Below are 23,007 nucleotides of genomic sequence, written 5' to 3' on the forward strand. Positions count from 1 at the left end.
TCACCCAGCCCTTCCGGGCTGCGCTGTCGCACAGCAAACAGGATGCGCATGACGTCAGATCTGCACTGACATCGAGATCTAGAAAAGCATTCGCCGACTGATCCGGGTAGGTCAGCCGCCGAATACTTTGCTATGGTTCCCAATGCGCGGGAAAGAGGCCGTAGACCGCACTGGTGTGCTGCTTTGCTCCCGAATGAGAGAGTGGCCCAAATGGCATCGGCGTTAATCCCTGTCGGCACAGCTTGCTGTGACCACGTATAGAAGAGTGAACACTTCGCCGCCATTTACCCCGCGCGCCTGTTTTTTCGCTAGAAAGAACAGTGGGTTATCTTTTGTTTGATAGAAGCGGGCTTGCCCGCGAAGGGCTGCAAAGCAGCCCCATTTGGCTTAACTGACCGGCATTAGCCGCAAGGGCCCCTTTCTTCTGCCTGTCATTCCCAAAGTGTTCCCAAAACGCTCCCATTTGAGGGTCAAGCGGCTGCGAACATCAATGAAATCAAGTACTTGTATGGCGAAAGCGTAGAGATTCGAACTCTAGGATAGTTGCCCATCGACGGTTTCAAGACCGTGGCACAAATCCACGCCCTGTGTGGACTGCACGGCAAAATCGCTTCCAAAACATTGACGAAACGGCACAACTACAGGCCGCAAAATCCAAGGGTCGCCGTTTCAGTTTTGGAATCGATTTTTGTGCTTTCAGAGTTCGCCAATAGTCATACATGTCTAATTTTCAGTAGAACTCGCCGTTAACGAACGTGCGCTGACCGGCAAACCGAACAGACGGTCAAACAACCAGCTGAAAGAGAAAGAATAGACTAAGAAAAACACCAGAATGGCGATTTCCATTCGAATGGCATTATAGAAGCCAATCTGGTACCACCACATGTACACCGGGATTATGAAGCATATCAAACCAACCTCGAAGCCAATCGCCTGGGTAGCTCGCCTTAACAAGCTGCGGGCTTTGATAAGCTGTCGAGACTCCCAGTATTCAAATGCGGTGTTGTAGACGAAATTCCAAGTTGTGGCGATGACAGAAATACATATTGCGACTGGCGTCGATTCAATTGGCTTACCGCCGGCTAAGTAGGCCAATATAAAAGAAGAAAATGCAATCGCGAAACATTCGTACAAACTCACATAAAAAACACGACGCTGCCAAGGTTTTAGAGCCATAGTCAGACATTCCTTGATGGACTTTGTGGCGGACCCCCTATCTTAGATTATTTCGATAATCGATCAGCCTTCCGGGCCGATTGAGAGATAAGCTTTCGAAGCTCCATTTTTACCAGATCCGCCAGCAACTGTCAAAGCACTTAAAGCTCGCCAATAGGGGTTATATCAATGCTCATAATTTGTGATGGCGCTTCAGGATGATGAAAGAAGTAACTCACCCAGCTCGAAACCGGACTTTCTCCAAGGAGTCTTTAAGCATCACAACGAGAAACCCTATAACTTAGATTAATTTTATTTCGCGCCATGCATTCATCATTCTTCAGCGCAACTCCAAATCCTGGAGCAGGCTTAGAACCTTGCTCAGCAGATAAATCATTACAAGATAGAACCTGTGACTCCCTCTCGCTTCTTAGGTATGCTCCAAAACTTAAGCAAGGACTTGAACCATAATAAAAATACCCATTTAGACCGACTGTTGCCCTTCACGAAGGGCAACTAACGGCCAGGATAGATCATTCGAAGTAGTCTACAGAAACAGGGGCTGACTGGTAATACAGCCCCTCCTCATAACAGGTCAACCGGTTTTCTTACTGTGTCCGCCGCGGTCTTACTCTGAAAGCTGAGCAGGCAGTAAGTGAATAAGAGCCAGCGCGCAGCAGATGAAACTACTGAGGAATGGCTGCAATCACCGAGATTTCTACCAGCAACTCTGGGCTGGCCATCTTAGCCTCGACACAGGCACGCGCAGGGGCGAAGCCTGACGGCACCCAGCTGTCCCATACACTGTTCATTTCGGCAAACAGGCTCATATCCTTCAGGTAGATGGTGGCCGACAGCAACTGCTCACGGTTGCTGCCGACCGACTCCAGCAGCGCATCGACCTTAGCCAGCATGGTGCGTGTTTGCTCGGCGATGCCGGCGCTACGGTCCTCTGCGACCTGGCCGCATAAGTAGGCAGTCTGGTTATGAACCACGACTCGGCTCATGCGCGCGGCTGTTTCATATCGGCTAATGCTCATCACTTCTCCTATTGAAGTTTCATGTTGAAATGACAGGCTACTGCTTGCCCCCACGGCTCACAAGCGAAGCCAGCTCCCCCAGGGAAAGCAGCTTGATCGGCGCACGGATGGTGTAATACCCCACTTGCTCGATGTCGACATTGCGCTCGGCGGCAATGATCTGCGCCAAAGTAAGGCCACACATGCGGCCCTGACAGAGCCCCATGCCCGCACGACTAAAAGCCTTGGTCTGATTCGGACCGCTACAGCCCCCCCCCACGAAGCGGCGGATATCGCCGGCACTGACCTCCTCGCAACGACAGACGATTGTGTCATCAGCCGGCCGCAGAAATTCGGCTGCCGGTTGGTAAAGCACATCCAGAAACGGCCTGATAGCCATCAACCCGCCCAGGGTCTGGCGCACCGGCCGTGCCAACCTGTCCCGTTCAGTGCTGGAGAGGCGTCCCAGTTGGCAGGCAACTTGACAGGCCGTCAGGCGCCCGAAGTGCTCTGCAGCTAATGCGCCACCTATCCCCGCTGAGTCGCCGGCGACGAAAACACCGTTGATCGAAGTTTCGCCCCAGGCATCGATCTGCGGATGCCAGCATTGCTGTTGTTCGTGCCATGAATGTCGCGCATCCATCACGCAGGTCAACTGGACATTGGGCACCACGCCCTGATGCACCAGGAGTGACTGGCAGTTAATCAACTGGCTACGGCCCTGATGCTGAAAGTGCACTTGCGCCAGGCGGCCGCTGCTGTCGGCGTAGGCGCGCAGCTGCGTCACCCCGCTGCGCATCTTGATCCCAGCCTTGCGCAGCGAGAGTAGATAGCCCAGCCCCTTGAGCAGCATGCGCCAGCCCCGGAGCGCCCCGACCCCATGGCGCAGTGCCTTGAAGTAGTTGGCTGACGGCGTGGTATCCAGCACTGCGCTGATCGGCCCGCCAGCTTTGTGCAGTTGCCAGGCAATCAACAGCAACATCACGCCGGGTAGGGTCCAGCCCGGGAAGGGGACCGGCCGCTCCTGTGCGCCGGTGGCCAGCAAGATTTTCGCCGCACGCAAGGTGCGACTCTGGCCGCCGATCTGCCCACCCGGGACGGCTTGTTCGTCAAGCAGGGCGACATCCAGACCATGCTGGCAGGCCGAAGTCGCGGCGGCCACACGCGGGCCGATCTCGGGTACCAGAGCTTTGAGTTGGGCATATTCGAGCACCTTGAATGACTAATCGCCCCCCGTCTGTTTGCGCATCGCACAGAGCATGCGACTACGCGACACACAAGACTGACAAAGTAAAAGCGTGGCTGGCAGCGTATCCGCGCTACCCGGTGCATTTCACGCCTACTTCGGCATTTTGGTTGAATCTGGTGGAGCGCGTCTTCTCGACACTGAGCGAGAAATGGATCAAGCGCCAGGCACATACCAGCGTGAAAGATCTAGAGGAGTCTATTGAGTACTACCTGTCCACTCATAACGCCAACCGCCGCCCCTTTCGCTGGCATCGAAAGGCCGATCACATCTTGGCGAGCGTCGGCCGTGCAGCCGAGGCTGCTAGGCCGAAAAATATGAGCGTTACTTGCGAAACACCACAGAAATTGCGACTGGCTTCGCGGGTTCTCTCGGGTTTCATCCTGCAGTCGGCGTAGTTCCGCCTCCGCATTGTTGGCGGCCTGGGTGGTTTACGACAGCACCAGACTGCTGGTCAGCAGGCTGTGTGATAGAAATCGGTGCATAGGCTCCCTCCAGATGGCTTTCAACGCGCTGTACAGCGCATTTCCGGCCCCTGATAGCCCCACACTACGATGGCCTCGCCATGGTGCTCCCATAAACTCTCATTTTGTCCCTGGTAGCGCGCGCCGCTTGCCGTCTGTTCTAGGTACATCAGCGAACTGCGGTCACCGAACTCGACGATGGCCGTGGGCGGCTCGGTGCGGAAGAAGCTGGCAACCACTTCCTTGGCCGGGTTGCCGTCACACTGGTAGAACACCGGGCCGTTGGCCTCGACCAGCCGGTAGCGCGCCTGCAGTTCGGCGATGCGCAGGCGATAGCTGTCGGCGATGCAGGTAGGCTGGTCCGCGCTTTTCCAGCAATCGTTGCGGCCCTTGATCCAGCCCCGTTGCTCGGCCTTGAGCACCGGCGGATGTTCATTGCCGGCCTTCTGCTGCGCGGCCGTATAGACCTCGGCCATTTGCCGGTCTAGTGCCGAGAGCGACTCGCTCTGGCAGATTTGTTGTTCGATGCTGCCGGCCACGACCTGAGTGCAGTTGAAGGCAGGTCCCGCAGCTTGGGTGTGCGACAGAGGCAGAGTGAGCAGCAGAGGAAGCCAGTGTTTCATGGGAACCACCATTAGCGATTAAAAATACTGGGCTCAGTCTAACTCTTTTGAATAACGTGGAGGCTGGCCTAGCTTTCCTCGGCGGCTCATTACTGCCGTTGGCCGATCGCGGTACTTTGCGAAGGGCCACTTTGGGTCCAGGCTGTGTGAAAACGCAAGTAAGTAGGTCGAGTAGCGAAAGAAGCTAACCGGCGTTCCTTACCCGTCGTACACTGCTTCTGCATGGAACAACTCTGGCAGCCAGAGAACCAGTAGGAGTGCAGCAACATGTCGTCTTCCACCGAAGAATGCCTGCGGGTCAGTAGTTGATCCGCAGGGCATCGGTATTCAGCCGATGCAGCGATGTAGATGAAGTCCTGCTTGCCGAATCGGCCTTCCGCTTTGCTGCTTGATGTCAGCGGCTTCGGTACAAAAGTGGTGATCCCGGCCTGCTCCCAAGCAAGGATTTCCGGACCTTTGTAATAGCCTCGGTCGGCTACCACTGTCAGCGACTCAGCGCCGATCTGTTCGCGTGCCTGGTTCGCCATATTGCTCAGCTGCGTTCGGTCATTTCCAACATTGGTGACTTCATGGGCAATGATCAAATGGTGTTTGTCATCGACTGCTGTTTGTACGTTGTAGCCAACCGTGCCAGTACCTCGGCCGCTCGTGGCCATTGAGCGTGCATCAGGATCGGTAAGAGCGATTTGCTGATCTGGGCTGGCGTGAAGCTGCGCTTCAATGTCCTTGAGCTTCATCATCTGCTGTTTCAGCTTTTCTATTTTTTCGCTCAGCCGTTATTCACGGCTTTGAATTTGCTGCCGTCAATGGCGATGATCGACTGGGTTAAGTGATTGAGGTTACGGCAAAGCACTACGAATTGCCGGCAGACGCTGCGACTGGCTTTACCGTTGTCTCGACGAAAGTCGGCAATCGTTTTGAAGTCGGGAGCCAACCGGCCCGTTAGCCACATCTGCTCGACATTGCGCTCTGCCTCGCGCTCAAGCCGGCGGCTGGACTGAATCCGGTTGAGGTATCCATAGATGTAGATTTTCAGCAGGACTGCTGGATGGCAGGCCGGACGCCCCGTTACAGCCGAATCAACACCCTCGAACCCCAGTACTCCCAGTTCGAGTTCATCGACGAAAACGTCGATCACCCGAACTGGGATTTCTTCGGTTATGTAATCTTCCAGGCACTCCGGCAGCAGCGTGACTTGCGTCCGAGCCTCACCCTCAATGAACCACTTCATGATCGTCCCCGCCACGATCCCGACGATCAGAAGGTTAGACAACCGCCGGTCTTTTCACACAGCCTGGACCCATCGCTGCCCCTCGCGTAAGACAGCTATCGGCCAAAAGTAGGCCTTGTGAACCTGCAGCTTTGGTCGCTCATGGAGCCGAGCCGATAACGTCCTGAAAACGGCCAAGATCAACTTTCATTCACAGCTAAGTTACTCTCCGCTCATACCCTTCTCTTGGCGCCAATCGCCTGCCGTATCTCGCGTACGTCGCGGGCGGGTGGTGCGCCGAATTGGCGGAGATACTCACGGCTGAACTGTGACGCGCTTTCATAGCCGACGGCGAACGCCACATCGGCAGCACGATACTCGCCGGCCAGCAGAAGATGGCGAGCCTCCTGCAGTCTAAGCTGCTTCTGGTACTGGATAGGACTGAGCCCCGTCAGTGACAGGAAATGACGATGCAGGCTTGCCCGGCTCATACCGCTCGCCGCGCATAACTGCTCGATGCGCAGTCGCGTCGTGTAGTTGTCCCTGATCCAGGCAACCGCTCGCCGGATGCTACCCAGTGCCCCCTCAGGTTGGGCAATCTGTCGCAGCAGTCGTCCCTGGGGCCCCTGGAGGAGACGATAGAGCAACTCACGTTCGACCATGGGGCCGAGAACCGCTATATCGTCAGGCGTGTCGAGCAACGACAACAGACGTAGTAATGTGTCACGCAGCGGTGCGGTCATCGGATTTATCGTGATACCGATGCCCCTCTGTTCGTTCTCGCGCACCGGCGCGATGGTCGCCGCCAACTCCGTCAGAATGGCGGGATCGAGCACTAGCGATACCGCGACATAGGGCTGCCCTTCTGGCGCATCAAAAATCTGCCCAACCAAAGGCAGATCCAGAGCGCTGATGAGATAGTGCTCGCTGCCGTACCTCAGTAGGTTATCGTTGAGCGCAATGCGCTTCGAGCCTTGCAGGATGAAGCAGATCATTGAGCGATACAGGCATGGCGCCTTGCCTGTGGAGCCTTGCCCCACGCAGATATCCACACGCGGAATGCAGGTGGCAGTCAACCCCGGAGGCGCATGGCGCAGAGCTATATCGAGATGCGGCGCTAGGTCTTTGTTCATCGGCCAATTATGCCAACGTATCAGCAGCGCGCAATTTGTATGAGACAATCAGGCAAGGAATTGAGTCTATTGGGCGTGGGCTGCAACCCGGTCATTACCTATCTTGGGCAGGTCCAGAGTGCGCCGTGAGGCGTGCCTAACCTAGCAGATAGCAGAGAAAACTCATGACCAATCAGATCGCACTCATCACTGGCGCCAGCCGTGGCCTTGGCCGCAACATGGCGCTTCACCTCGCCAAACGCGGAATCCATGTCATCGGAACCTATCGCAGCGGCATGGCGGAAGCCGAGACGTTGAAGCAAGAAATCGAAATACTGGGCGGCAAGGCCACAATGCTAGCGCTCGACTTAACCGATACCGCCAACTATCAGACTTTTTCCGACGTATTGAGTAACACGCTAAAGCACGTTTTCGATCGTGAGCGCTTCGACTTTCTCATCAACAATGCTGGCAACGGGCTCTTTGCAAACTTCGTCGACGCGACTGAAGAACAATTCGCCTCGCTGGTTGCCACGCATTTTCGAGGCCCTGTATTCCTGACCCAAAAGCTGTTGCCGCTGATGCAAGACGGCGGTCGTATCCTGAACGTATCGTCCGGGTTTGTGCGCTTTACTCTGCCGGGCTACAGCGTTTACGCGGCAGTTAAGGCTGCACTCGAAGTGATGACCCGTTACATGGCCATAGAGCTTGGCTCGCGCCAGATCCGGGTGAATGCAATTGCCCCTGGAGCCATCGAGACCGACTTCGGCGGTGGCGCAGTACGCGATAACAAAGATATAAACGCCTACGTGGCGCAAGGCATCGCACTTGGGCGTGTCGGTCTGCCAGACGATATTGGCGCTGCGGTAGCCGCTATTCTGTCCGATGACATGGCGTGGGCGAACGGCACAACCTTCGACATTTCGGGTGGGCAATTGCTCTGAAGCTTGGCAGGCACAGTTCCCTCTGACGGAACGCTAGAACGCCGTCATGTTCTCTGCGTGGTGATGACCTATCGCTTGACTCGGGCACTAGGAGCCAGCAGCCAATGCCTGCTGGCTCCTGGTGCCCCGGCTGCTGCGTAGACCAGCCCAGCGAAGCGGACGCCGTGCTCTGCAAGCATGGCGAACTGCAATGCGCTGTCCAGTGCTTGAACTCTCCATACGCACTCCAATATAGTTGAGCAACCACTCACTCATTTAGGAGTTCTTGCTTGTGGCACGCCCTTTAAGTGAGGCAAAGCGTGATGCCTTGCTCAGCGCAGCATCCGACCTCATTGCCCAAGTAGGGATCAGTGCTCCTACCGCCAGGATCGCCAAGGCGGCGGGGGTTTCAGAGGGCACCCTGTTCACCTATTTTCCTACCAAGGATGATTTGCTGAACCAGTTGTTCATTGAGATTGAGACCAAACTTGCGGCGACAATGTCAGCCCCCTATCCGGAGAATGCCTCTTCACGAGAGCGACTGTTCATCGTTTGGAGTCGTTTGCTCGAGTGGGGGTTGAACCATGCTGCATCGCGCAAGACGTTGATCCAGCTGAAAGTATCTGAGCGCGTGACCAGCGAAAGCCGAAATCGCTGTAACGCCCTGTTCCGGGAGCCTCGCTTGATCGTGGAGCAGTGCCTGGCTGGGCATGCTGCATCTGACCGTATCGCCTTCTATATCGATACGATCCTGTTCGATTTGGCAGATATTACGATCAATGCCATTGCCGCAAAGCCAAGCGAACGGGAGTCCATTGGACTCGCAGCCTTTGAGCTGTTTTGGAAAGGATCTACAGCTTAATTTTTTGCTAAATAAATGAGCATGTAATCACTCAATTCAGAGGTAGGTATGCAACGTCACCACGGTTTCACAGAAACAGATGTCCCTGAACAATCAGGCAAATGCTTCATCGTTACCGGCGCCAATGCAGGGATAGGCTTCGAGGTAGCCAGAGTATTAGCCGCACGGGGCGCCCGCGTCCTGTTGGGATGTCGGGCAAAGGAGAGAACTGAAGAAGCCATCAGGTGCATCAAACGGCTGACGCCAAACGCCAATCTTGCCTGGCTACCACTGGATCTGGGCGACATCCAAGCCGTGCGCGCAGCCGCAGTCACCGCCTCAGGCGAACCGCGCATTGATGCACTCATCAACAACGCCGGCATCATGACCCCGCCGTTGACGCGGACCAGTCAAGGGTTTGAGTCCCAATTTGGAATCAACCATCTGGGGGGGTTCGCACTCACCTCCCTGCTATTGCCAAAGCTGGCTGAGACACAGGGATCACGCATTGTCGTCACCTCAAGCATCGCGCACCGAAAGGCGAAGATAGACTGGGACGACCTCAATGCCGAACACAGCTATTCCAAGGGACAACGCTACGGTGCCAGCAAGCTGGCCAATGCACTATTTTTCTTCGAATTAGACCGTCGCTTGCGCGCAAGCCACTCCCGTATTACGGCTGTTGGCGTTCACCCTGGCGTAGCAAGCACCAGCCTGGGTCGGCACATGGGACTGGCCCAGTTGGCATTGCCGATCGTGGGCCTCCTCCTAAATAGTGCGGATAAAGGCGCCTGGCCGGCATTACTCGCCGCAACGGGTGACGTCACACCGGGTGGTTATTACGGTCCAACAGGATTTGGCAGGATCAGAGGCGTTGCAGGTGAGGCCAAACGCGCGCCGCAGGCTGAAGACCCGTTGCTTGCCAAACGACTTTGGGACGTATCCATTGCTATGACCGGAATAGACCCGGGATTGCCGGCAATCTGAGCAAACCGCCGAGCCAGTGGCTACCTCCATCTGCTGGCCCTAGGCTGCGGTACAACCCTGCATTGCTTTGTGCACAGCCGCCCTGCTGCCGCGTTAAGGATTTCACCAAACAGAGAGGCTGGATCATCACGCAACTGAGTTGAAACGGACAAAGAAGCGATTAAGTTGTATGACCTGATCGCCGACGGTTGGCACGACCACCAGCAGAGGCCAAAGCATGCGAACGGGCGCTCATGGCGACAAAGCAACCAACTGGTAAAGCCCAGGCGCTGCTCGGCAATCACTTGGCCGCAAGTGCGTCGTGCGCCTTCCAGCCACCACCCAACGCTTTGAATGCCGCAACGCCAGCCCGGGCCGACTCGGTTCGCGCCTGGGCTCGGGCATCGGTGGCACGCAACAAGTTTTCATCGGCCTGCAACACTTCGATCAGGCTGACGACGCCCTACTGGTAGGCCTCGAAAGAAGCCTGCCGCGCGCGGCTGAGCGAGTCCACGCCCTGCTCCAGCACACGGGCCTGCAGCTCACGCTTGACCAGTGCCGAGAAGGCATTTTCCACGCCCTCGGTGGCACGCAGCGCGGCGAGGCGGTAGGCCGACAGTTGCTCGGCTTCCTGCCCTTTGGCCAAGTCGATCTGGGCATCGATGCGGCCGAAGTCGAATAGGCGCCAACGCAGCCCCAACACACCACTCAACCCTGGTGTGGAATCGAGTACCTGGCCCAACGGCGTCTCCACCGATTGGTAGGCGCGTGCTGCCTGGCCGCTGACGGAGCCGGACGGCAACAACGCCGCATTGGCCGCCCCCAGGCTGGCGCGGGCTTGGGCGATACGTGCTTCGGCCTGGGCCAGATCCAGGTTCTGCTGAAGTGCGAGCGTTACCAAGCGAGTCAGTTGCGGGTCGCCAAAGCCCGTCCACCAATCGATCAAATCGCCCGTAGAACTCACAGGCCGCTGCTCGACGGCATCCTGTCCCAGAAAGCGCTCAGACAGTGAAATCTCGGGACACTGATAGTCGGGGCCAACCGCGCAACCTGCCACCAGGCTGGTACTGATCAGTACAACGAGGGTGCGCTTTGACGGCATTGGATTTTCTTCCAGGGCAAAGGGGAATTTACAAACTCAGTGACCATAATGCATTTTGGTCACTTGTTGTCCATCACCCTGCCGCTCTGTAGGCTATCCCCCCATGAACAAGACCCCCTCCCCCAAAGTTGCAGCACGTGGTCCGGTGGATCACGAGGTGCGCGATCAGATCGTGGCAGCGGCGACCGAGCACTTCCGCCTGTATGGCTACGAGAAGACCACGGTTTCCGACCTGGCCAAGGCCATCGGTTTTTCCAAGGCCTATATCTACAAGTTCTTCGAGTCCAAGCAGGCCATCGGCGAGATGATCTGCTCGAACTGCCTGCAGCAGATACAGACCGAGGTGAATGCTGCCATCGATGAGGTGGACAGCCCGCCGGAGAAGCTGCGGCGCATGCTCAAGGCGCTGGTGGAAGCCAGCCTGCGGCTGTTCTTCCAGGATCGCAAACTCTACGACATCGCCACCTCCGCCGCCTCCGGGCGCTGGCCGGCAACCCTGCTCTACGAAGGTTTCATCGAGCAGACCCTTCGCGAGATCCTGCAGCAGGGCCGGCAGAGCGGCGACTTCGAACGCAAGACGCCCCTGGACGAAACCACCCGCGCGATCCACCTGATCATGCGCCCCTATTTCAACCCGCTGCTGCTCCAGTACGGGCTCGAAACCACCGATGAAGCGCCGGCCCTGCTGTCCAACCTGGTGTTGCGCAGTCTGTCACCCTGATTTGTGACCATTGACTAAATTAGTCACAAGAATCAAAGTGAGGCTCCCTACGACTTCGCAACGGGTTCCTCATGCGCCGGCGCAACCTTCTTCTGTCCACTCTGGTCGGCGTGATGCCGTTCGTGCTGGTCGCCTGTAGCGACCAGACGCCCCCCGATCCCCGCACTGACGCGCCACTGGTCCGCGTCACCACCATCCAGTCGGCAACCGCAACATCGCGCGCCTTCACAGGCATCGTCGCGGCCAGGGTGCAGAGCGACCTGGGTTTCCGCGTGTCCGGCAAAGTGTTGCAGCGCCTGGTCGATACCGGCCAAACCGTCAAGCGTGGCCAGGTGCTTTTGCGCCTTGATCCTATCGATCTGCAACTCGCCGCCCATGCCCAGCGCGAGGCGGTGGCCGCAGCGCGGGCACGGGCCCAGCAGGCCAGCGATGACGAGGCTCGTTACCGCGCTCTACGCAGCACTGGTGCCGTTTCCGCGTCCGCTTACGACCAGTACAAGGCGGCAGCGGATTCGGCTCGCGCGCAACTGAGTGCAGCAGAGGCCCAAGCCAAAGTTGCCGGTAACGCCACCCGCTATGCCGAGTTGCTCGCCGATGCTGACGGCATCGTCATGGAAACCCTGGCCGAGCCAGGCCAGGTGGTCAGCGCCGGCCAGAGCGTAGTGCGGCTTGCACATGCCGGCCCACGCGAAGCCCTGGTGCAACTGCCGGAAACCCTGCGTCCAGCAATTGGCTCGAGCGCCCAGGCCAGGCTCTTTGGCAGGCAAGACGTCAGCGTCACCACCCAGCTGCGCCAGTTGTCGGATGTAGCCGACCTCCAGACCCGCACCTTCGAGGCGCGCTACGTGCTCGAAGGCGAGCTGGCCGATGCGCCGCTGGGCACCACCATCACCGTGCAAATCAGCAACCTGCAAACCGCTTCACCAAGCGCAGTGCAGGTGCCCATCGCCGCGCTGTACGACGCAGGCAACGGGCCTGGCATCTGGATGATTCGCGGAGAGCCGGCGCAGGTGGCGTGGACGCCCGTCAGCGTTCAGACGCTGGATGACGAGAACGCACGCATCAGCGGCGCGATCAAGGCGGGCGACAGGATTGTCGCTCTGGGCGCTCACCTGCTGCGCGACGGCCAAGCCGTTCGCCTGGCCGAGCCGGCCACCGTGGCGGCAACCGAGGAAGGCCAGCCATGAGCGAAAGTCGTTTCAACCTCTCCGCACTCGCCGTACGCGAGCGCTCCGTCACCCTGTTCCTGGTCTGCCTGATCTCCCTGGCGGGGCTGGTCGCCTTCTTCAAGCTGGGGCGGGCAGAAGACCCGGCCTTCACCATCAAGGTCATGACCATCGTCACCGCCTGGCCGGGCGCCACCGCCCAGGAAATGCAGGATCAGGTTGCCGAGAAGATCGAGAAGCGCCTGCAGGAACTGCGCTGGTACGACCGCAGCGAAACCTACACACGCCCGGGCCTGGCCTTCACCACCCTGTCGCTGCTCGACACCACACCGCCCTCGGAGGTGCCCGAGGAGTTCTACCAGGCGCGCAAGAAAATCAGCGACGAGGCCAAGACACTGCCTGCCGGGGTGATCGGCCCGCTGGTCAACGACGAGTATTCGGACGTGACCTTCGCCCTGTTCGCGCTCAAGGCCAGGGGCGAGCCGCATCGCCACCTGGTGCGCGACGCCGAGACCCTGCGTCAGCGCCTGCTGCATGTACCTGGCGTGAAGAAGGTCAACATCATCGGCGAGCAGGCCGAACGCATCTTCGTCGAGTTCTCCCACGAGCGCCTGGCCACCCTGGGCATTAGCCCGCAGGACGTGTTCGCCGCGCTCAATGGGCAGAACGCCCTGACCCCAGCCGGCTCCGTGGAAACCCGCGGCCCGGCCGTGTTCCTGCGTCTGGATGGTGCCTTCGATGAGCTGCAGAAGATCCGCGACACCCCGATCATCGCCCAAGGCCGCACCTTGAAGCTTTCCGATGTCGCCACGGTCAAGCGCGGCTACGAAGACCCGGCCACCTTCCTGATTCGCAACGGCGGAGAGCCGGCCCTGTTGCTCGGCATCATCATGCGTGAAGGCTGGAACGGACTCGATCTGGGCAAGGCCTTGAACGATGAAGTGCAGCAGATCAACGCTGAACTGCCGCTGGGCATGAGCCTGAGCAAGGTCACCGACCAGGCCGTCAACATCAGCGCGTCCGTCGACGAGTTCATGATCAAGTTCTTCGTGGCGCTGTTGGTCGTGATGTTGGTGTGCTTCGTCAGCATGGGTTGGCGCGTCGGCGTCGTGGTCGCGGTGGCAGTGCCGCTGACCCTGGCGATGGTCTTCGTGGTGATGGCCGCTACTGGCAAGAACTTCGACCGCATCACCCTAGGCTCGCTGATCCTCGCCCTTGGCCTGCTGGTGGACGATGCGATCATCGCCATCGAGATGATGGTGGTGAAGATGGAGGAAGGCTACGACCGCGTGCGAGCCTCCGCCTATGCCTGGAGCCACACAGCGGCGCCGATGCTCTCCGGCACCCTGGTTACCGCCGTCGGCTTCATGCCCAACGGCTTCGCCCGCTCCACGGCCGGCGAATACACCAGCAACATGTTCTGGATCGTCGGCATCGCGCTGATCGCTTCCTGGCTGGTCGCGGTGATCTTCACGCCGTACTTCGGCGTCAAGCTGCTGCCCGCGATCAAGAAGGTCGAGGGCGGTCACGACGCCATCTACGACACTCCGCGCTATAACCGCTTTCGTCGGATTCTGGGTAGGGTGATCGCCCACAAGTGGTTGGTCGCAGGCTCAGTGGTCGGGCTGTTCATGGCGGCCGTGCTCGGCATGGCGTTGGTCAAGAAACAGTTCTTCCCTATCTCCGACCGCCCCGAAGTCATGGTCGAGGTACAGATGCCTTATGGCACCTCGATCCTCCAGACCAGCGCCGCTGCGGAAAAAGTCGAAGCCTGGCTGGCCCAGCAGACAGAGGCGAAGATCGTCACGGCGTACATCGGCCAGGGCGCACCGCGCTTCTTCATGGCCATGAGCCCGGAACTACCGGACCCATCGTTCGCCAAAATTGTCGTACGCACCGACAACCCGGATGAGCGCGAAGCTCTGAAACATCGCCTGCGCAAGGCGATTGCCGAGGGGCTGGCCAACGAGGCACAGGTGCGCGTCAGTCAATTGGTGTTCGGCCCCTACTCGCCGTATCCAGTGGCCTACCGGGTCAGTGGCCCAGATCCGCAACGCTTGCGCGAGATCGCCAGCGAGGTGCGCCAAGTGATGGAGGCCAGCCCGCGGATGCGCACGGTCAATACCGACTGGGGCACCCGCGTCCCCACGTTGCACTTCAACCTGCAACAGGATCGCCTGCAGGCGGTGGGACTGAGCTCAAGTGCCGTCGCGCAGCAACTGCAGTTTTTGCTCAGCGGCGTACCCGTCACCGCCGTACGCGAAGACATCCGCACGGTGCAGGTGATGGCCCGTGCAGCCGGCGATATTCGCTTCGACCCGGCGCGGGTGATGGACTTCACCCTAGCCGGCGCCAACGGCCAGCGCATTCCGCTGTCGCAGGTGGGCGAAGTGGAGGTACGCATGGAAGAGCCGATCATGCGTTGGCGTGATCGCGTACCCACCCTCACCGTGCGCGGCGACATCGCCGAAGGCCTGCAGCCGCCCGACGTTTCGACCGCTATCAGCCAGCAGTTGCAACCGCTCATCGAACGACTGCCGAGCGGCTACCGCATCGCGCAGGCGGGCTCCATCGAGGAATCGGGCAAAGCCAGCAAGGCCATGCTGCCGCTGTTCCCGATCATGCTGGCCGTCACGCTGATCATCATCATCCTGCAGGTGCGTTCGATCGCTGCGATGATCATGGTCTTTCTCACCAGCCCGCTGGGGCTGATCGGCGTGGTGCCGACGCTGATCCTGTTCCAGCAGCCGTTTGGCATCAACGCGCTGGTCGGGCTGATCGCGCTGTCCGGCATCCTCATGCGCAACACGCTGATCCTGATTGGGCAGATCCGCCACAACGAGCAGATCGGTCTCGATCCGTTCCGCGCCGTGGTCGAGGCCACCGTGCAGCGTGCCCGGCCGGTGATTCTCACCGCGCTGGCGGCGATCCTGGCGTTCATCCCACTTACGCATTCCGTGTTCTGGGGAACACTCGCCTACACCCTGATCGGCGGCACCTTCGCCGGCACCGTGCTGACCCTGGTGTTCCTGCCGGCCATGTACGCCATCTGGTTCGGCATCCGCCCCATCCCCCACGAGCCAGTCGCGCAGGCACAACCTGCATGAACAGCCCCCTCCCTGATCGAGAGTAACTGCCATGCCCATTCCTCCAGTGGTCGTCATAACCGGCGTGTCATCAGGCATCGGTCGCACGGCGGCCGAACAGCTCGCCCGACGCGGCTGCCGCGTGTTCGGCAGCGTGCGCAACCCGACCAAATCGCAGGCCATCCCGGGTGTCGAGCTGATCCACCTGGATGTCCGTGATGAAACCTCGATACGCCAGGGTATCGAACATGTGATCGCGGAAGCCGGACGCATCGACGCACTGATCAACAATGCAGGCACCACACTGATCGGTGCGACAGAAGAAACCGCCATCGACGAGGCCCAGGCGCTGTTCGATACCAACGTCTTCGGCGTCCTGCGCATCACCCAGGTGGTACTGCCGCAGATGCGCCAGCAAGGCAGCGGGCGCATCGTCAACGTTAGTTCGGTGCTCGGTTTCCTGCCAGCGCCCTACATGGGTCTGTACTCGGCCTCCAAACATGCCGTGGGGGGGGGGCGAAACCCTGGATCACGAGGTGCGGCGCTTCGGCATTCGCGTCGCGTTGGTCGAGCCTTCGTTCACCAAGACCAGCCTCGACCTCAACGCGCCACGGGCCGCCCTGCGCATCCCTGCCTACGACAGCGAGCGGGCAACCGTCTCCCAGGCCATCCAAATGAATGTGCAGAAGGCGCCTTTACCCGATGCGGTCGCCGCGACAATCGTCGAGGCCGCCCTGAGCACGTGGAAAATGCGCCATACCCCTAAAGGCGAGGCCACTTTGCTCAGACGCCTGCGCCGCTTTATGCCGGCGGGCCCAGTCGACTCGGGCCTGCGCAAGACTTTCGGCCTCGGCTGATTTCCCCCTTCACGTACGAGACAACACCATGCACAGAGAACACTGCACACGAATCGTCGTTACCGGCCTGGGCATCGTCAGCCCTCTGGGTTGTGGCAGCGAGACAGTATGGACGCGCCTGCTGGCTGGCCACTCGGGCATCCGTACGTTGCCAGTTGAGCTGAGCGAAGGCACCGGCAGCGCGGTTGGCGGGCAGGTGCCCGGCATTGCCGACGATCCCCTGGCCGGCTTCGATCCCGAGCGGTACATTCCCGCCAAGGAACGCAAGAAGATGGATCGCTTCATCGAGTTCGCCCTGGTCGCTGCCGAGGAAGCCCTGGCACAGGCCGGCTGGCGGCCGACGGACGATGCGCAGCGCCAGCGCACTGCGACCATCATTGCGTCAGGAGTCGGCGGCTTCGGCGCCATTGCAGAGGCCGTGCGGATCACCGATCAACGCGGCCCACGGCGCCTGTCCCCTTTCACCGCACCGTCGTTCCTGGCCAACATGGCGGCCGGCCAGGTCTCCATCCGACATGGATTCAAAGGGCCGCTCGGAGCGCCGGTGACCGCTTGCGCCGCCGGCGCGCAGGCCATCGGCGACGCAGCCCGGCTGATTCGTAACGGTGAGGCCGATATTGCCTTGTGCGGCGGCACCGAAGCTGCCATTGATCGCGTCACGCTCGGCAGCTTCGCCGCCGCGCGCGCGCTATCCAGTGGCTACAATGATCGCCCTCACGAAGCATCGCGCCCATTCGATTGCGACCGCGACGGTTTCGTCATGGCCGAAGGCGCAGGGATGCTGGTGATCGAGTCGCTGGAACATGCCCTGGCACGGGGCGCGCAACCGCTGGCCGAGCTGGTCGGCTACGGCACCAGTGCCGACGCCTACCACCTTACCGCCGGACCTGAAGATGGAGACGGTGCCCGCCGCGCCATGCAACTGGCGTTGCGCCAGGCCGGCATCGCTCCCAGTGACGTGCAACATATCAACGCCCACGCCACCTCAACGCCAGTGGGCGACCGTGGCGAGCTGGCGGCCATCCGCTCCGTGTTCGGCGGTGGATCGGGCGTAGCGATCACCTCGACCAAATCCAGCACCGGGCATCTGCTTGGCGCTGCCGGTGGCGTCGAAGCCATCTTCACCGCACTGGCCCTGCGTGATCAGGTCGTCCCGCCGACGCTCAACCTCACCGCTCCCGATGAGACCGCCGCAGGCCTCGACCTGGTCGCCCTGAATGCCCGGCAAATGCCCCTGCATTACGCGCTGTCGAATGGCTTCGGATTTGGCGGCGTCAATGCCAGCCTGTTGTTCAGGTGCTGGAAGGCCTGATATGAACCAGCCAACCGCCAAGGACTTGCGCCGGGACAGGTGTCGGCAAGCGATGCTGCTCGCCGCAAGCGAGGTTTTCATGGTGTTCGGCTTCGACCATGCCAGCATGCAGGCCACGGCCGATTCGGCTGGCATGACCAAGGCAACTCTCTATGCCCATTTTGGCGACAAGGCACAGCTCTACAGCGCAGCGATCGAATACTGGTTGGAGCAATTGCCGGAGCCGAGACTGCCAATCCAGGCGCGAGGAGGACTGCGCGCCTACCTGGAAAAAGCCGCACATGAGCTACTGCTACAGCACCAAAACACGGCCTATCACGCGCTCACTCAAATGGTGCTGCGTTCGAACCGGGTTGCACATAAGCGCTGGCGGCAGCGCTTTCTGCCATATCAGCGCTACCTGACAAAGGCCCTGTCCCGCTGGGCTCGCTGCCCAGAGCCCGAACAAGCAGCTAAACAGTTCCTTCTGCCGGCGGTTGGCAGCCTAGACTGCAACAGCCCCCTGGTAGTTAGCAAAGAGCGGCTAGATGCGGCTGTCGAATGTTCGCTCAAGCCTACACAAAGGCCATTTAGACGTGCCTAAAGCACGGTCGCTATTAGTGCTCAGAGCGAAGACGAACTTTATTTTGTCGCTCTACTTGCGGTATTAGCTCATTTTGACATTGGTTGGAGCGTCCGCTCATGGCCGATTGCTGCTGCTCGCAACAGGCGCTTAGTCTACCAGGCTATGGGCGCTGATCGAGCATGAGGAGGTCGCTTGAGCCGCCTTGTGCAAACAACGGCTAATGGGGCGGAAGCACATGGCAGCCAGTGACGGCTATCGACCCAAGCCAGCTCCAGCATGTCCACTAGGTCGCCGTCACCGACATCTCCCCGCCTGAGCGCGGCATAAGCCATGGCGCTGAGCACTGCCGTGCGCCCATCTGGATCCGTCACCAAAGCGACCTCGTCATTTAGTTCAGCAAGCCACGGTGCTGGAACGCTCAACATTTCACCGTCCACAGCTGATCGATCCGCGTCGTAAAGGAATGGCTGATCATCTCCCTCCTCATGCCCCAGCCCGTATTCGCCAGCACGCTGACGGCCCGCATTGTCCCCCTGCCCCAGCGCTCATTCATGTCATCCATCACCTGCATCAGTCGGTCACATACCACCGGCTGCTTGAGCGCGAACAAATCCTCTGTGAATTCGCCTGGCTGCCGCAGATCCATTAACAGCACCTCAGCCTTGCTGTATCGAAACCCATGCCTGAAGATCCGGCCAACCGCGTCGGTAGCCAACCTGGTCATCAGCAGCGTGCGCAGGTTGGGTACGGCAGCGCTACCAACGCCCCTTGGGCGTGATGGGCCTAGTCGGGGTTGAACATACCGGTGTGGATGCTGACGCGCATGCGCTTGCAAACCGATCCCCGGGCACGGAGCTTTTCTGCTGCGTGACCAACGTAGGTGGCCACTGCCTGCTTGATCGGTGCCAACTCGGTCAGGCGCTTGCCGAACATCCGGATGCAGCAGATTTCCTGCTTCGGGGGCTCGGCCTCGTCCAGCTCCAGGCAAGGCGTTCAAGCCAGTTCGCGGGCAGTCTTCTCTATCACCACACTAAACTGCCGTCGCAGAGCCCTGGCATCAGCCTTGGCCAGATCCATCGCCGTGTGAATGCCCATCGCTTCAAGGTGGGCAGTCATCCGCCGGGCAACGCCCCACACCGCTTTCACTTCGGTGTTGCGCAGCACCCAATCCCGCTTGAACGGATCGGTGATATCGACCACGCCGCCGGTCTGGGCCTGCAGGCGCTTGGCCGTGTGATTGGCCAGCTTGGCCAAGTTTTTTGTCCCGGCGATCCCGCCCCCCACAGGTATGCCGGTGCACTGGATGATCCTGGACCTCAGCTTTCGCCCGAATTGGGTCAGGTTTTCCTGAATACCGGACAGATAAGCGAAGCACTCGCCGATGCTGTAGATCTCGGTGGCAGGCACCATCGACTCGATCTGCGACATGACACGCTCAAGGCCCTCGGCGTGAAACAGAAGAAGCTCCAAAAGAAGCTGAGGATCATGCTTGAGGTGGATGGGGTTGAAAGCGGCCTTGGCGCCTTGATCCGAAAGATACTGGCGCGCAACGCGCAGCACGGATCGCCTTACCTGCTGCTGACCGAGAAGGCAAAACGTGTTACGGCAGCCATGCTACGCCATCGTTGGGACGACGCCCGGGAGGAAGCAGTGAAGGAAACCGTAGCCGCCGGAGACCAAGTGCTGGCTGGTCGTATCAGCCAATTCCAGTTCCGCGACATCCGACCAAGCGCTGCGTCCGAAATCGTCGATGTCGACCACGCCAGCGTACTTCTAGGCCACACCAAGGGCGACATAACCGAGCGGGTTTATCGCCGAGTCGGTGCCTTGGCAAAGCCTACCAGGTAAGGAAGTATCGGAAGCGCTTCCGAAATAAACCATCCCCAAGGGTGCTCCCATGGGTAGATTTTCTATGCCCCAGAAACGCAAAAAGCCCTGAATAATCAGGGCTTTGAATATGGCGGAAGCGTAGAGATTCGAACTCTAGGATAGTTGCCCATCGACGGTTTTCAAGACCGTTGCCTTAAACCACTCGGCCACGCTTCCAGCTCGTTTTGCGGCCGCCATAATACCTTAATGAAACACGCTGTCAAACTCTCTGTGTCGCGGGTTGCAGGAGCTCTGATAGACTCCTAGCATCTGAACGTCCGAAACCACAGGTTTACCAAGGAGTGTCGCCATGCGCGAACAGGATTACGCCGTCCACCACGGCCAGCAGGTCGAGCAGCAGGAGATCAGCAAGGTCCTGCGCAACACATACAGCCTGCTGGCGCTTACCCTCGCCTTCAGCGGTGTCATGGCTTTCGTTGCCCAGCAGATGCGCGTCGGCTACCCGAACGTGTTCGTGGTGCTGATCGGCTTCTACGGGCTGTTCTTCCTTACCAACAAGCTGCGTGATTCGGCCTGGGGCCTGGTGTCCACCTTCGCACTCACCGGTTTCATGGGCTTCATCCTTGGCCCGATCCTCAACCGTTACCTCGGCATGGCCGGTGGCGCCGAGGTGGTCAGCTCCGCCTTTGCCATGACCGCGCTGGTATTTGGTGGTCTGTCGGCCTATGTGTTGATCACCCGCAAGGACATGAGCTTCCTGAGCGGCTTCATCACTGCTGGCTTCTTCGTCCTGCTGGGTGCTGTCGTTGCCAGCTTCTTCTTCCAGATCAGCGGCCTGCAACTGGCAATCAGCGCCGGCTTCGTGCTGTTCTCGTCGGTCTGCATCCTGTTCCAGACCAGCGCGATCATTCATGGTGGCGAGCGCAACTACATCATGGCGACCATCAGCCTGTATGTGTCGATCTACAACCTGTTTGTCAGCCTGCTGCAGTTGTTCGGCCTCATGGGTCGTGATGACTGATAGATTGCCGTGCCGCAAGAAGCCCGCTTCGGCGGGCTTTTTTGTAGGCGCTGGAAATGGGTTGGGCTGCGGGACGTTCATCGGAACAGGTTCAGCGCCTGATAGATCGAGCGCCGCCCACGCGGCGCATCGCGAGCAAGCCCGCTCCACATCAGTTTCAAGCGAGATATGCCTGTAACTGCACCTGCCCCCCTCAGCCAATCGCAATAACTGACCAAAAAGTCAGATAAGCAGGCAAATGGTCGTCGATCATGCCGACATCCTGCTTTTCTCTACCGCTATCCATCATCACCCCGTAGAATGCGCTCCTTTTTTCTTCCGGGGCAGCTTTCAGCAATGAGCTCACACGAACACAGCCCAGGCGCAGCGGCGCCTGCCAATGAACTGGTGCTTGGTCTGGAGGACAAGCCACGGCTGTTGATCGGCCTGCTGGCAGCCCTGCAGCACTTGCTGGCGATCATCGTGCCGATCGTCACCCCTGGCCTGCTGATCTGCCAGGCGTTGGGTGTATCTGCACGTGATACCAATTTGATCGTTTCAATGTCGCTGGTGATCTCGGGTATCGCCACCTTCGTCCAGTGCAAGCGCTTCGGGCCATTTGGCGCGGGGCTGCTGATCGTTCAGGGCACCAGCTTCAACTTCGTCGGCCCGCTGATTGCCGGTGGTGCGCTGATGGTCAAGCAAGGCACGCCGGTAGAGGGCGTAATGGCAGCCATTTTTGGCGTAGTAATCGCAGGCTCGTTCGTCGAGATGGGCGTGTCGCGCATCCTGCCCTTCGTCAAACGCCTGATCACCCCGCTAGTGACTGGCATCGTGGTGTTGATGATCGGCCTGACGCTGATCAAGGTCGGCCTGATCAGCATGGGCGGTGGTTTTGGGGCCATGGCCAATGGCACCTTTGCCAATGGCGAAAACCTGCTGATGTCCGGCGTGGTACTGGCGATCATCGTCGTTCTCAACCGTATCCCGGTGGTGTGGATGCGCAGCTGCGCCATCGTCATCGCCCTCGCGGTCGGCTATGCGCTGGCCGGATTCCTGGGCCGTCTGGACTTTACCGGCATGCACGAGGCCGCGCTGTTCCAGGTGCCGACACCACTGCACTTTGGCTTGGGCTTCTCGTGGGCGCTGTTCATTCCAATGCTGGTGATTTACCTGGTCACTTCGCTGGAAGCCATCGGTGACGTTACCGCCACCAGCAAGGTGTCGCGCCAGCCGGTCGAAGGGCCGGTGTGGATGCAGCGGATCAAGGGGGGCGTGCTGGTCAACGGCGCCAACTCACTGCTGGCCGGTCTGTTCAACACCTTCCCTAGCTCGATCTTTGCCCAGAACAACGGGGTGATTCAGCTGACCGGTATCGCCAGCCGCCATATCGGTATGTGGATTGCCGTGATGCTGGTGTTGCTGGGGCTGTTCCCGAGTGTTGCCGGGGTGATTCAGGCTGTGCCGGAGCCAGTGCTGGGCGGCGCGGCGATGGTCATGTTTGGCGCGGTTGCGGCGTCGGGGATCAATATTCTGGCCAGCACTCGGCTGGACCGTCGTGCCCTGCTGATCATCGCCGTGTCGTTGGCACTGGGCCTGGGTGTGGCACAGGTGCCGGAATTCCTGGCGCACATGCCAGCGGCGATTCGCAATGTGCTGGAGTCGGGTGTGGCTACCGGGGGGATTTGTGCGCTGGTGCTGAACTGGTTCTTGCCGGAGGGCAAGGAGCAGGCTTGAACCTTGAGACTGAATGAGTAGCCCGCGCCCGCTTGCACAAGCGAGCGCGGGCTTTTTTGCTTTATCATGGCA

Annotated in this window: 18 protein-coding genes, 1 tRNA gene and 5 pseudogenes; 14 read left to right on the forward strand and 10 right to left on the reverse strand. The window is 59.5% G+C overall.

Annotated features, from left to right (window positions below):
- Positions 1–723: 723 nt before the first annotated feature.
- From ACF8GF_RS22220 to ACF8GF_RS22230, 3 genes are all read right to left on the reverse strand, one after another.
- Positions 724–1,176 (reverse strand): PACE efflux transporter, encoded by a 453-nt coding sequence (locus tag ACF8GF_RS22220; protein ID WP_176682304.1) that lies wholly within the window; start codon positions 1,174–1,176, stop codon positions 724–726.
- Positions 1,177–1,841: 665 nt separating this feature from the next.
- On the reverse strand, positions 1,842–2,195 hold the full coding sequence (locus tag ACF8GF_RS22225; protein WP_176682303.1) for a RidA family protein: 354 nt from the start codon (positions 2,193–2,195) through the stop codon (positions 1,842–1,844).
- A gap of 37 nt (positions 2,196–2,232) precedes the next feature.
- Positions 2,233–3,387, reverse strand: a complete 1,155-nt coding sequence (locus ACF8GF_RS22230; RefSeq protein WP_176682302.1) for an NAD(P)/FAD-dependent oxidoreductase — start codon at positions 3,385–3,387, stop codon at positions 2,233–2,235.
- Positions 3,388–3,437: 50 nt separating this feature from the next.
- On the opposite strand from ACF8GF_RS22230, the pseudogene ACF8GF_RS22235 reads away from it, so the two are divergent.
- Positions 3,438–3,722, forward strand: a pseudogene (locus tag ACF8GF_RS22235) (transposase); the annotation flags it as partial.
- A 203-nt stretch (positions 3,723–3,925) separates the two neighbouring features.
- Here the strand turns inward: ACF8GF_RS22235 and ACF8GF_RS22240 are convergent.
- From ACF8GF_RS22240 to ACF8GF_RS22250, 3 genes and pseudogenes are all read right to left on the reverse strand, one after another.
- Complete coding sequence (locus ACF8GF_RS22240) at positions 3,926–4,507, reverse strand: MliC family protein (RefSeq protein ID WP_209967020.1); 582 nt, start codon at positions 4,505–4,507, stop codon at positions 3,926–3,928.
- 185 nt (positions 4,508–4,692) lie between these two features.
- Positions 4,693–5,738: pseudogene (locus ACF8GF_RS22245) on the reverse strand (transposase); the annotation flags it as partial.
- 212 nt (positions 5,739–5,950) lie between these two features.
- Entirely contained in the window at positions 5,951–6,850 is a 900-nt protein-coding gene (locus ACF8GF_RS22250) for an AraC family transcriptional regulator (RefSeq protein ID WP_176682301.1), read from the reverse strand.
- A gap of 164 nt (positions 6,851–7,014) precedes the next feature.
- Here ACF8GF_RS22250 and ACF8GF_RS22255 point away from each other — a divergent pair, with 164 nt between their 5' ends.
- From ACF8GF_RS22255 to ACF8GF_RS22265, 3 genes are all read left to right on the forward strand, one after another.
- Entirely contained in the window at positions 7,015–7,773 is a 759-nt protein-coding gene (locus ACF8GF_RS22255) for an SDR family NAD(P)-dependent oxidoreductase (protein ID WP_176682300.1), read from the forward strand.
- Positions 7,774–8,044: 271 nt separating this feature from the next.
- Complete coding sequence (locus tag ACF8GF_RS22260) at positions 8,045–8,614, forward strand: TetR/AcrR family transcriptional regulator (protein WP_176682299.1); 570 nt, start codon at positions 8,045–8,047, stop codon at positions 8,612–8,614.
- A gap of 48 nt (positions 8,615–8,662) precedes the next feature.
- Positions 8,663–9,580: an oxidoreductase gene (locus ACF8GF_RS22265; RefSeq protein ID WP_392488500.1), complete on the forward strand. Its 918-nt coding sequence runs from the start codon at positions 8,663–8,665 to the stop codon at positions 9,578–9,580.
- Positions 9,581–9,860: 280 nt separating this feature from the next.
- Here ACF8GF_RS22265 and ACF8GF_RS22270 read toward each other — a convergent pair.
- A pseudogene (locus tag ACF8GF_RS22270) lies at positions 9,861–10,661 on the reverse strand (TolC family protein).
- Positions 10,662–10,764: 103 nt separating this feature from the next.
- Between ACF8GF_RS22270 and ACF8GF_RS22275 the strand changes: the two are divergent.
- The 7 genes and pseudogenes from ACF8GF_RS22275 to ACF8GF_RS22305 all read left to right on the forward strand — a co-directional run bounded on the left by ACF8GF_RS22275 (position 10,765) and on the right by ACF8GF_RS22305 (position 18,386).
- A complete protein-coding gene (locus ACF8GF_RS22275) occupies positions 10,765–11,382 on the forward strand; it encodes a TetR/AcrR family transcriptional regulator (protein ID WP_392488501.1) in 618 nt (205 codons plus the stop codon).
- A gap of 71 nt (positions 11,383–11,453) precedes the next feature.
- Positions 11,454–12,569: an efflux RND transporter periplasmic adaptor subunit gene (locus ACF8GF_RS22280; protein ID WP_176682295.1), complete on the forward strand. Its 1,116-nt coding sequence runs from the start codon at positions 11,454–11,456 to the stop codon at positions 12,567–12,569.
- A complete protein-coding gene (locus tag ACF8GF_RS22285; protein WP_392488502.1) occupies positions 12,566–15,655 on the forward strand; it encodes an efflux RND transporter permease subunit in 3,090 nt (1,029 codons plus the stop codon). Before ACF8GF_RS22280 ends, ACF8GF_RS22285 begins: the two co-directional genes overlap by 4 nt.
- A 31-nt stretch (positions 15,656–15,686) precedes the next feature.
- Positions 15,687–16,085: pseudogene (locus tag ACF8GF_RS22290) on the forward strand (SDR family NAD(P)-dependent oxidoreductase); the annotation flags it as partial.
- A 49-nt stretch (positions 16,086–16,134) separates the two neighbouring features.
- A complete protein-coding gene (locus ACF8GF_RS22295; protein ID WP_392488522.1) occupies positions 16,135–16,491 on the forward strand; it encodes a hypothetical protein in 357 nt (118 codons plus the stop codon).
- 28 nt (positions 16,492–16,519) lie between these two features.
- The gene (gene fabF, locus ACF8GF_RS22300) at positions 16,520–17,803 is read left to right on the forward strand and encodes a beta-ketoacyl-ACP synthase II (protein ID WP_176682293.1); all 1,284 of its coding nucleotides are present in this window, start codon (positions 16,520–16,522) and stop codon (positions 17,801–17,803) included.
- A gap of 1 nt (position 17,804) precedes the next feature.
- Positions 17,805–18,386, forward strand: coding sequence for a TetR/AcrR family transcriptional regulator (locus tag ACF8GF_RS22305; RefSeq protein WP_176682292.1), 582 nt, complete (start codon positions 17,805–17,807; stop codon positions 18,384–18,386).
- 400 nt (positions 18,387–18,786) lie between these two features.
- On the opposite strand, the pseudogene ACF8GF_RS22310 reads toward ACF8GF_RS22305, so the two are convergent.
- Positions 18,787–19,838 (reverse strand): annotated as a pseudogene (locus tag ACF8GF_RS22310) (DUF4113 domain-containing protein).
- Here ACF8GF_RS22310 and ACF8GF_RS22315 point away from each other — a divergent pair.
- A complete protein-coding gene (locus tag ACF8GF_RS22315) occupies positions 19,818–20,216 on the forward strand; it encodes a hypothetical protein (protein WP_176682291.1) in 399 nt (132 codons plus the stop codon). The pseudogene ACF8GF_RS22310 and the gene ACF8GF_RS22315 overlap by 21 nt on opposite strands.
- A 110-nt stretch (positions 20,217–20,326) precedes the next feature.
- Here ACF8GF_RS22315 and ACF8GF_RS22320 read toward each other — a convergent pair.
- Positions 20,327–20,414, reverse strand: a tRNA-Ser gene (locus ACF8GF_RS22320).
- Positions 20,415–20,547: 133 nt separating this feature from the next.
- Between ACF8GF_RS22320 and ACF8GF_RS22325 the strand changes: the two genes are divergently transcribed.
- A complete protein-coding gene (locus ACF8GF_RS22325) occupies positions 20,548–21,219 on the forward strand; it encodes a Bax inhibitor-1/YccA family protein (protein ID WP_176682290.1) in 672 nt (223 codons plus the stop codon).
- Between the two features lie 193 nt (positions 21,220–21,412).
- On the opposite strand, the gene ACF8GF_RS22330 is transcribed toward ACF8GF_RS22325, so the two are convergent.
- A complete protein-coding gene (locus ACF8GF_RS22330) occupies positions 21,413–21,565 on the reverse strand; it encodes a hypothetical protein (protein ID WP_176682289.1) in 153 nt (50 codons plus the stop codon).
- Between ACF8GF_RS22330 and ACF8GF_RS22335 the strand changes: the two genes are divergently transcribed.
- Complete coding sequence (locus ACF8GF_RS22335) at positions 21,556–22,935, forward strand: nucleobase:cation symporter-2 family protein (RefSeq protein WP_003251186.1); 1,380 nt, start codon at positions 21,556–21,558, stop codon at positions 22,933–22,935. The two genes, ACF8GF_RS22330 and ACF8GF_RS22335, sit on opposite strands and share 10 nt — an antisense overlap.
- Positions 22,936–23,007 lie beyond the last annotated feature (72 nt).

This window comes from Pseudomonas sp. yb_5, from assembly GCF_043103865.1.
In the GTDB taxonomy this organism is placed as follows: domain Bacteria; phylum Pseudomonadota; class Gammaproteobacteria; order Pseudomonadales; family Pseudomonadaceae; genus Aquipseudomonas; species Aquipseudomonas putida_Y.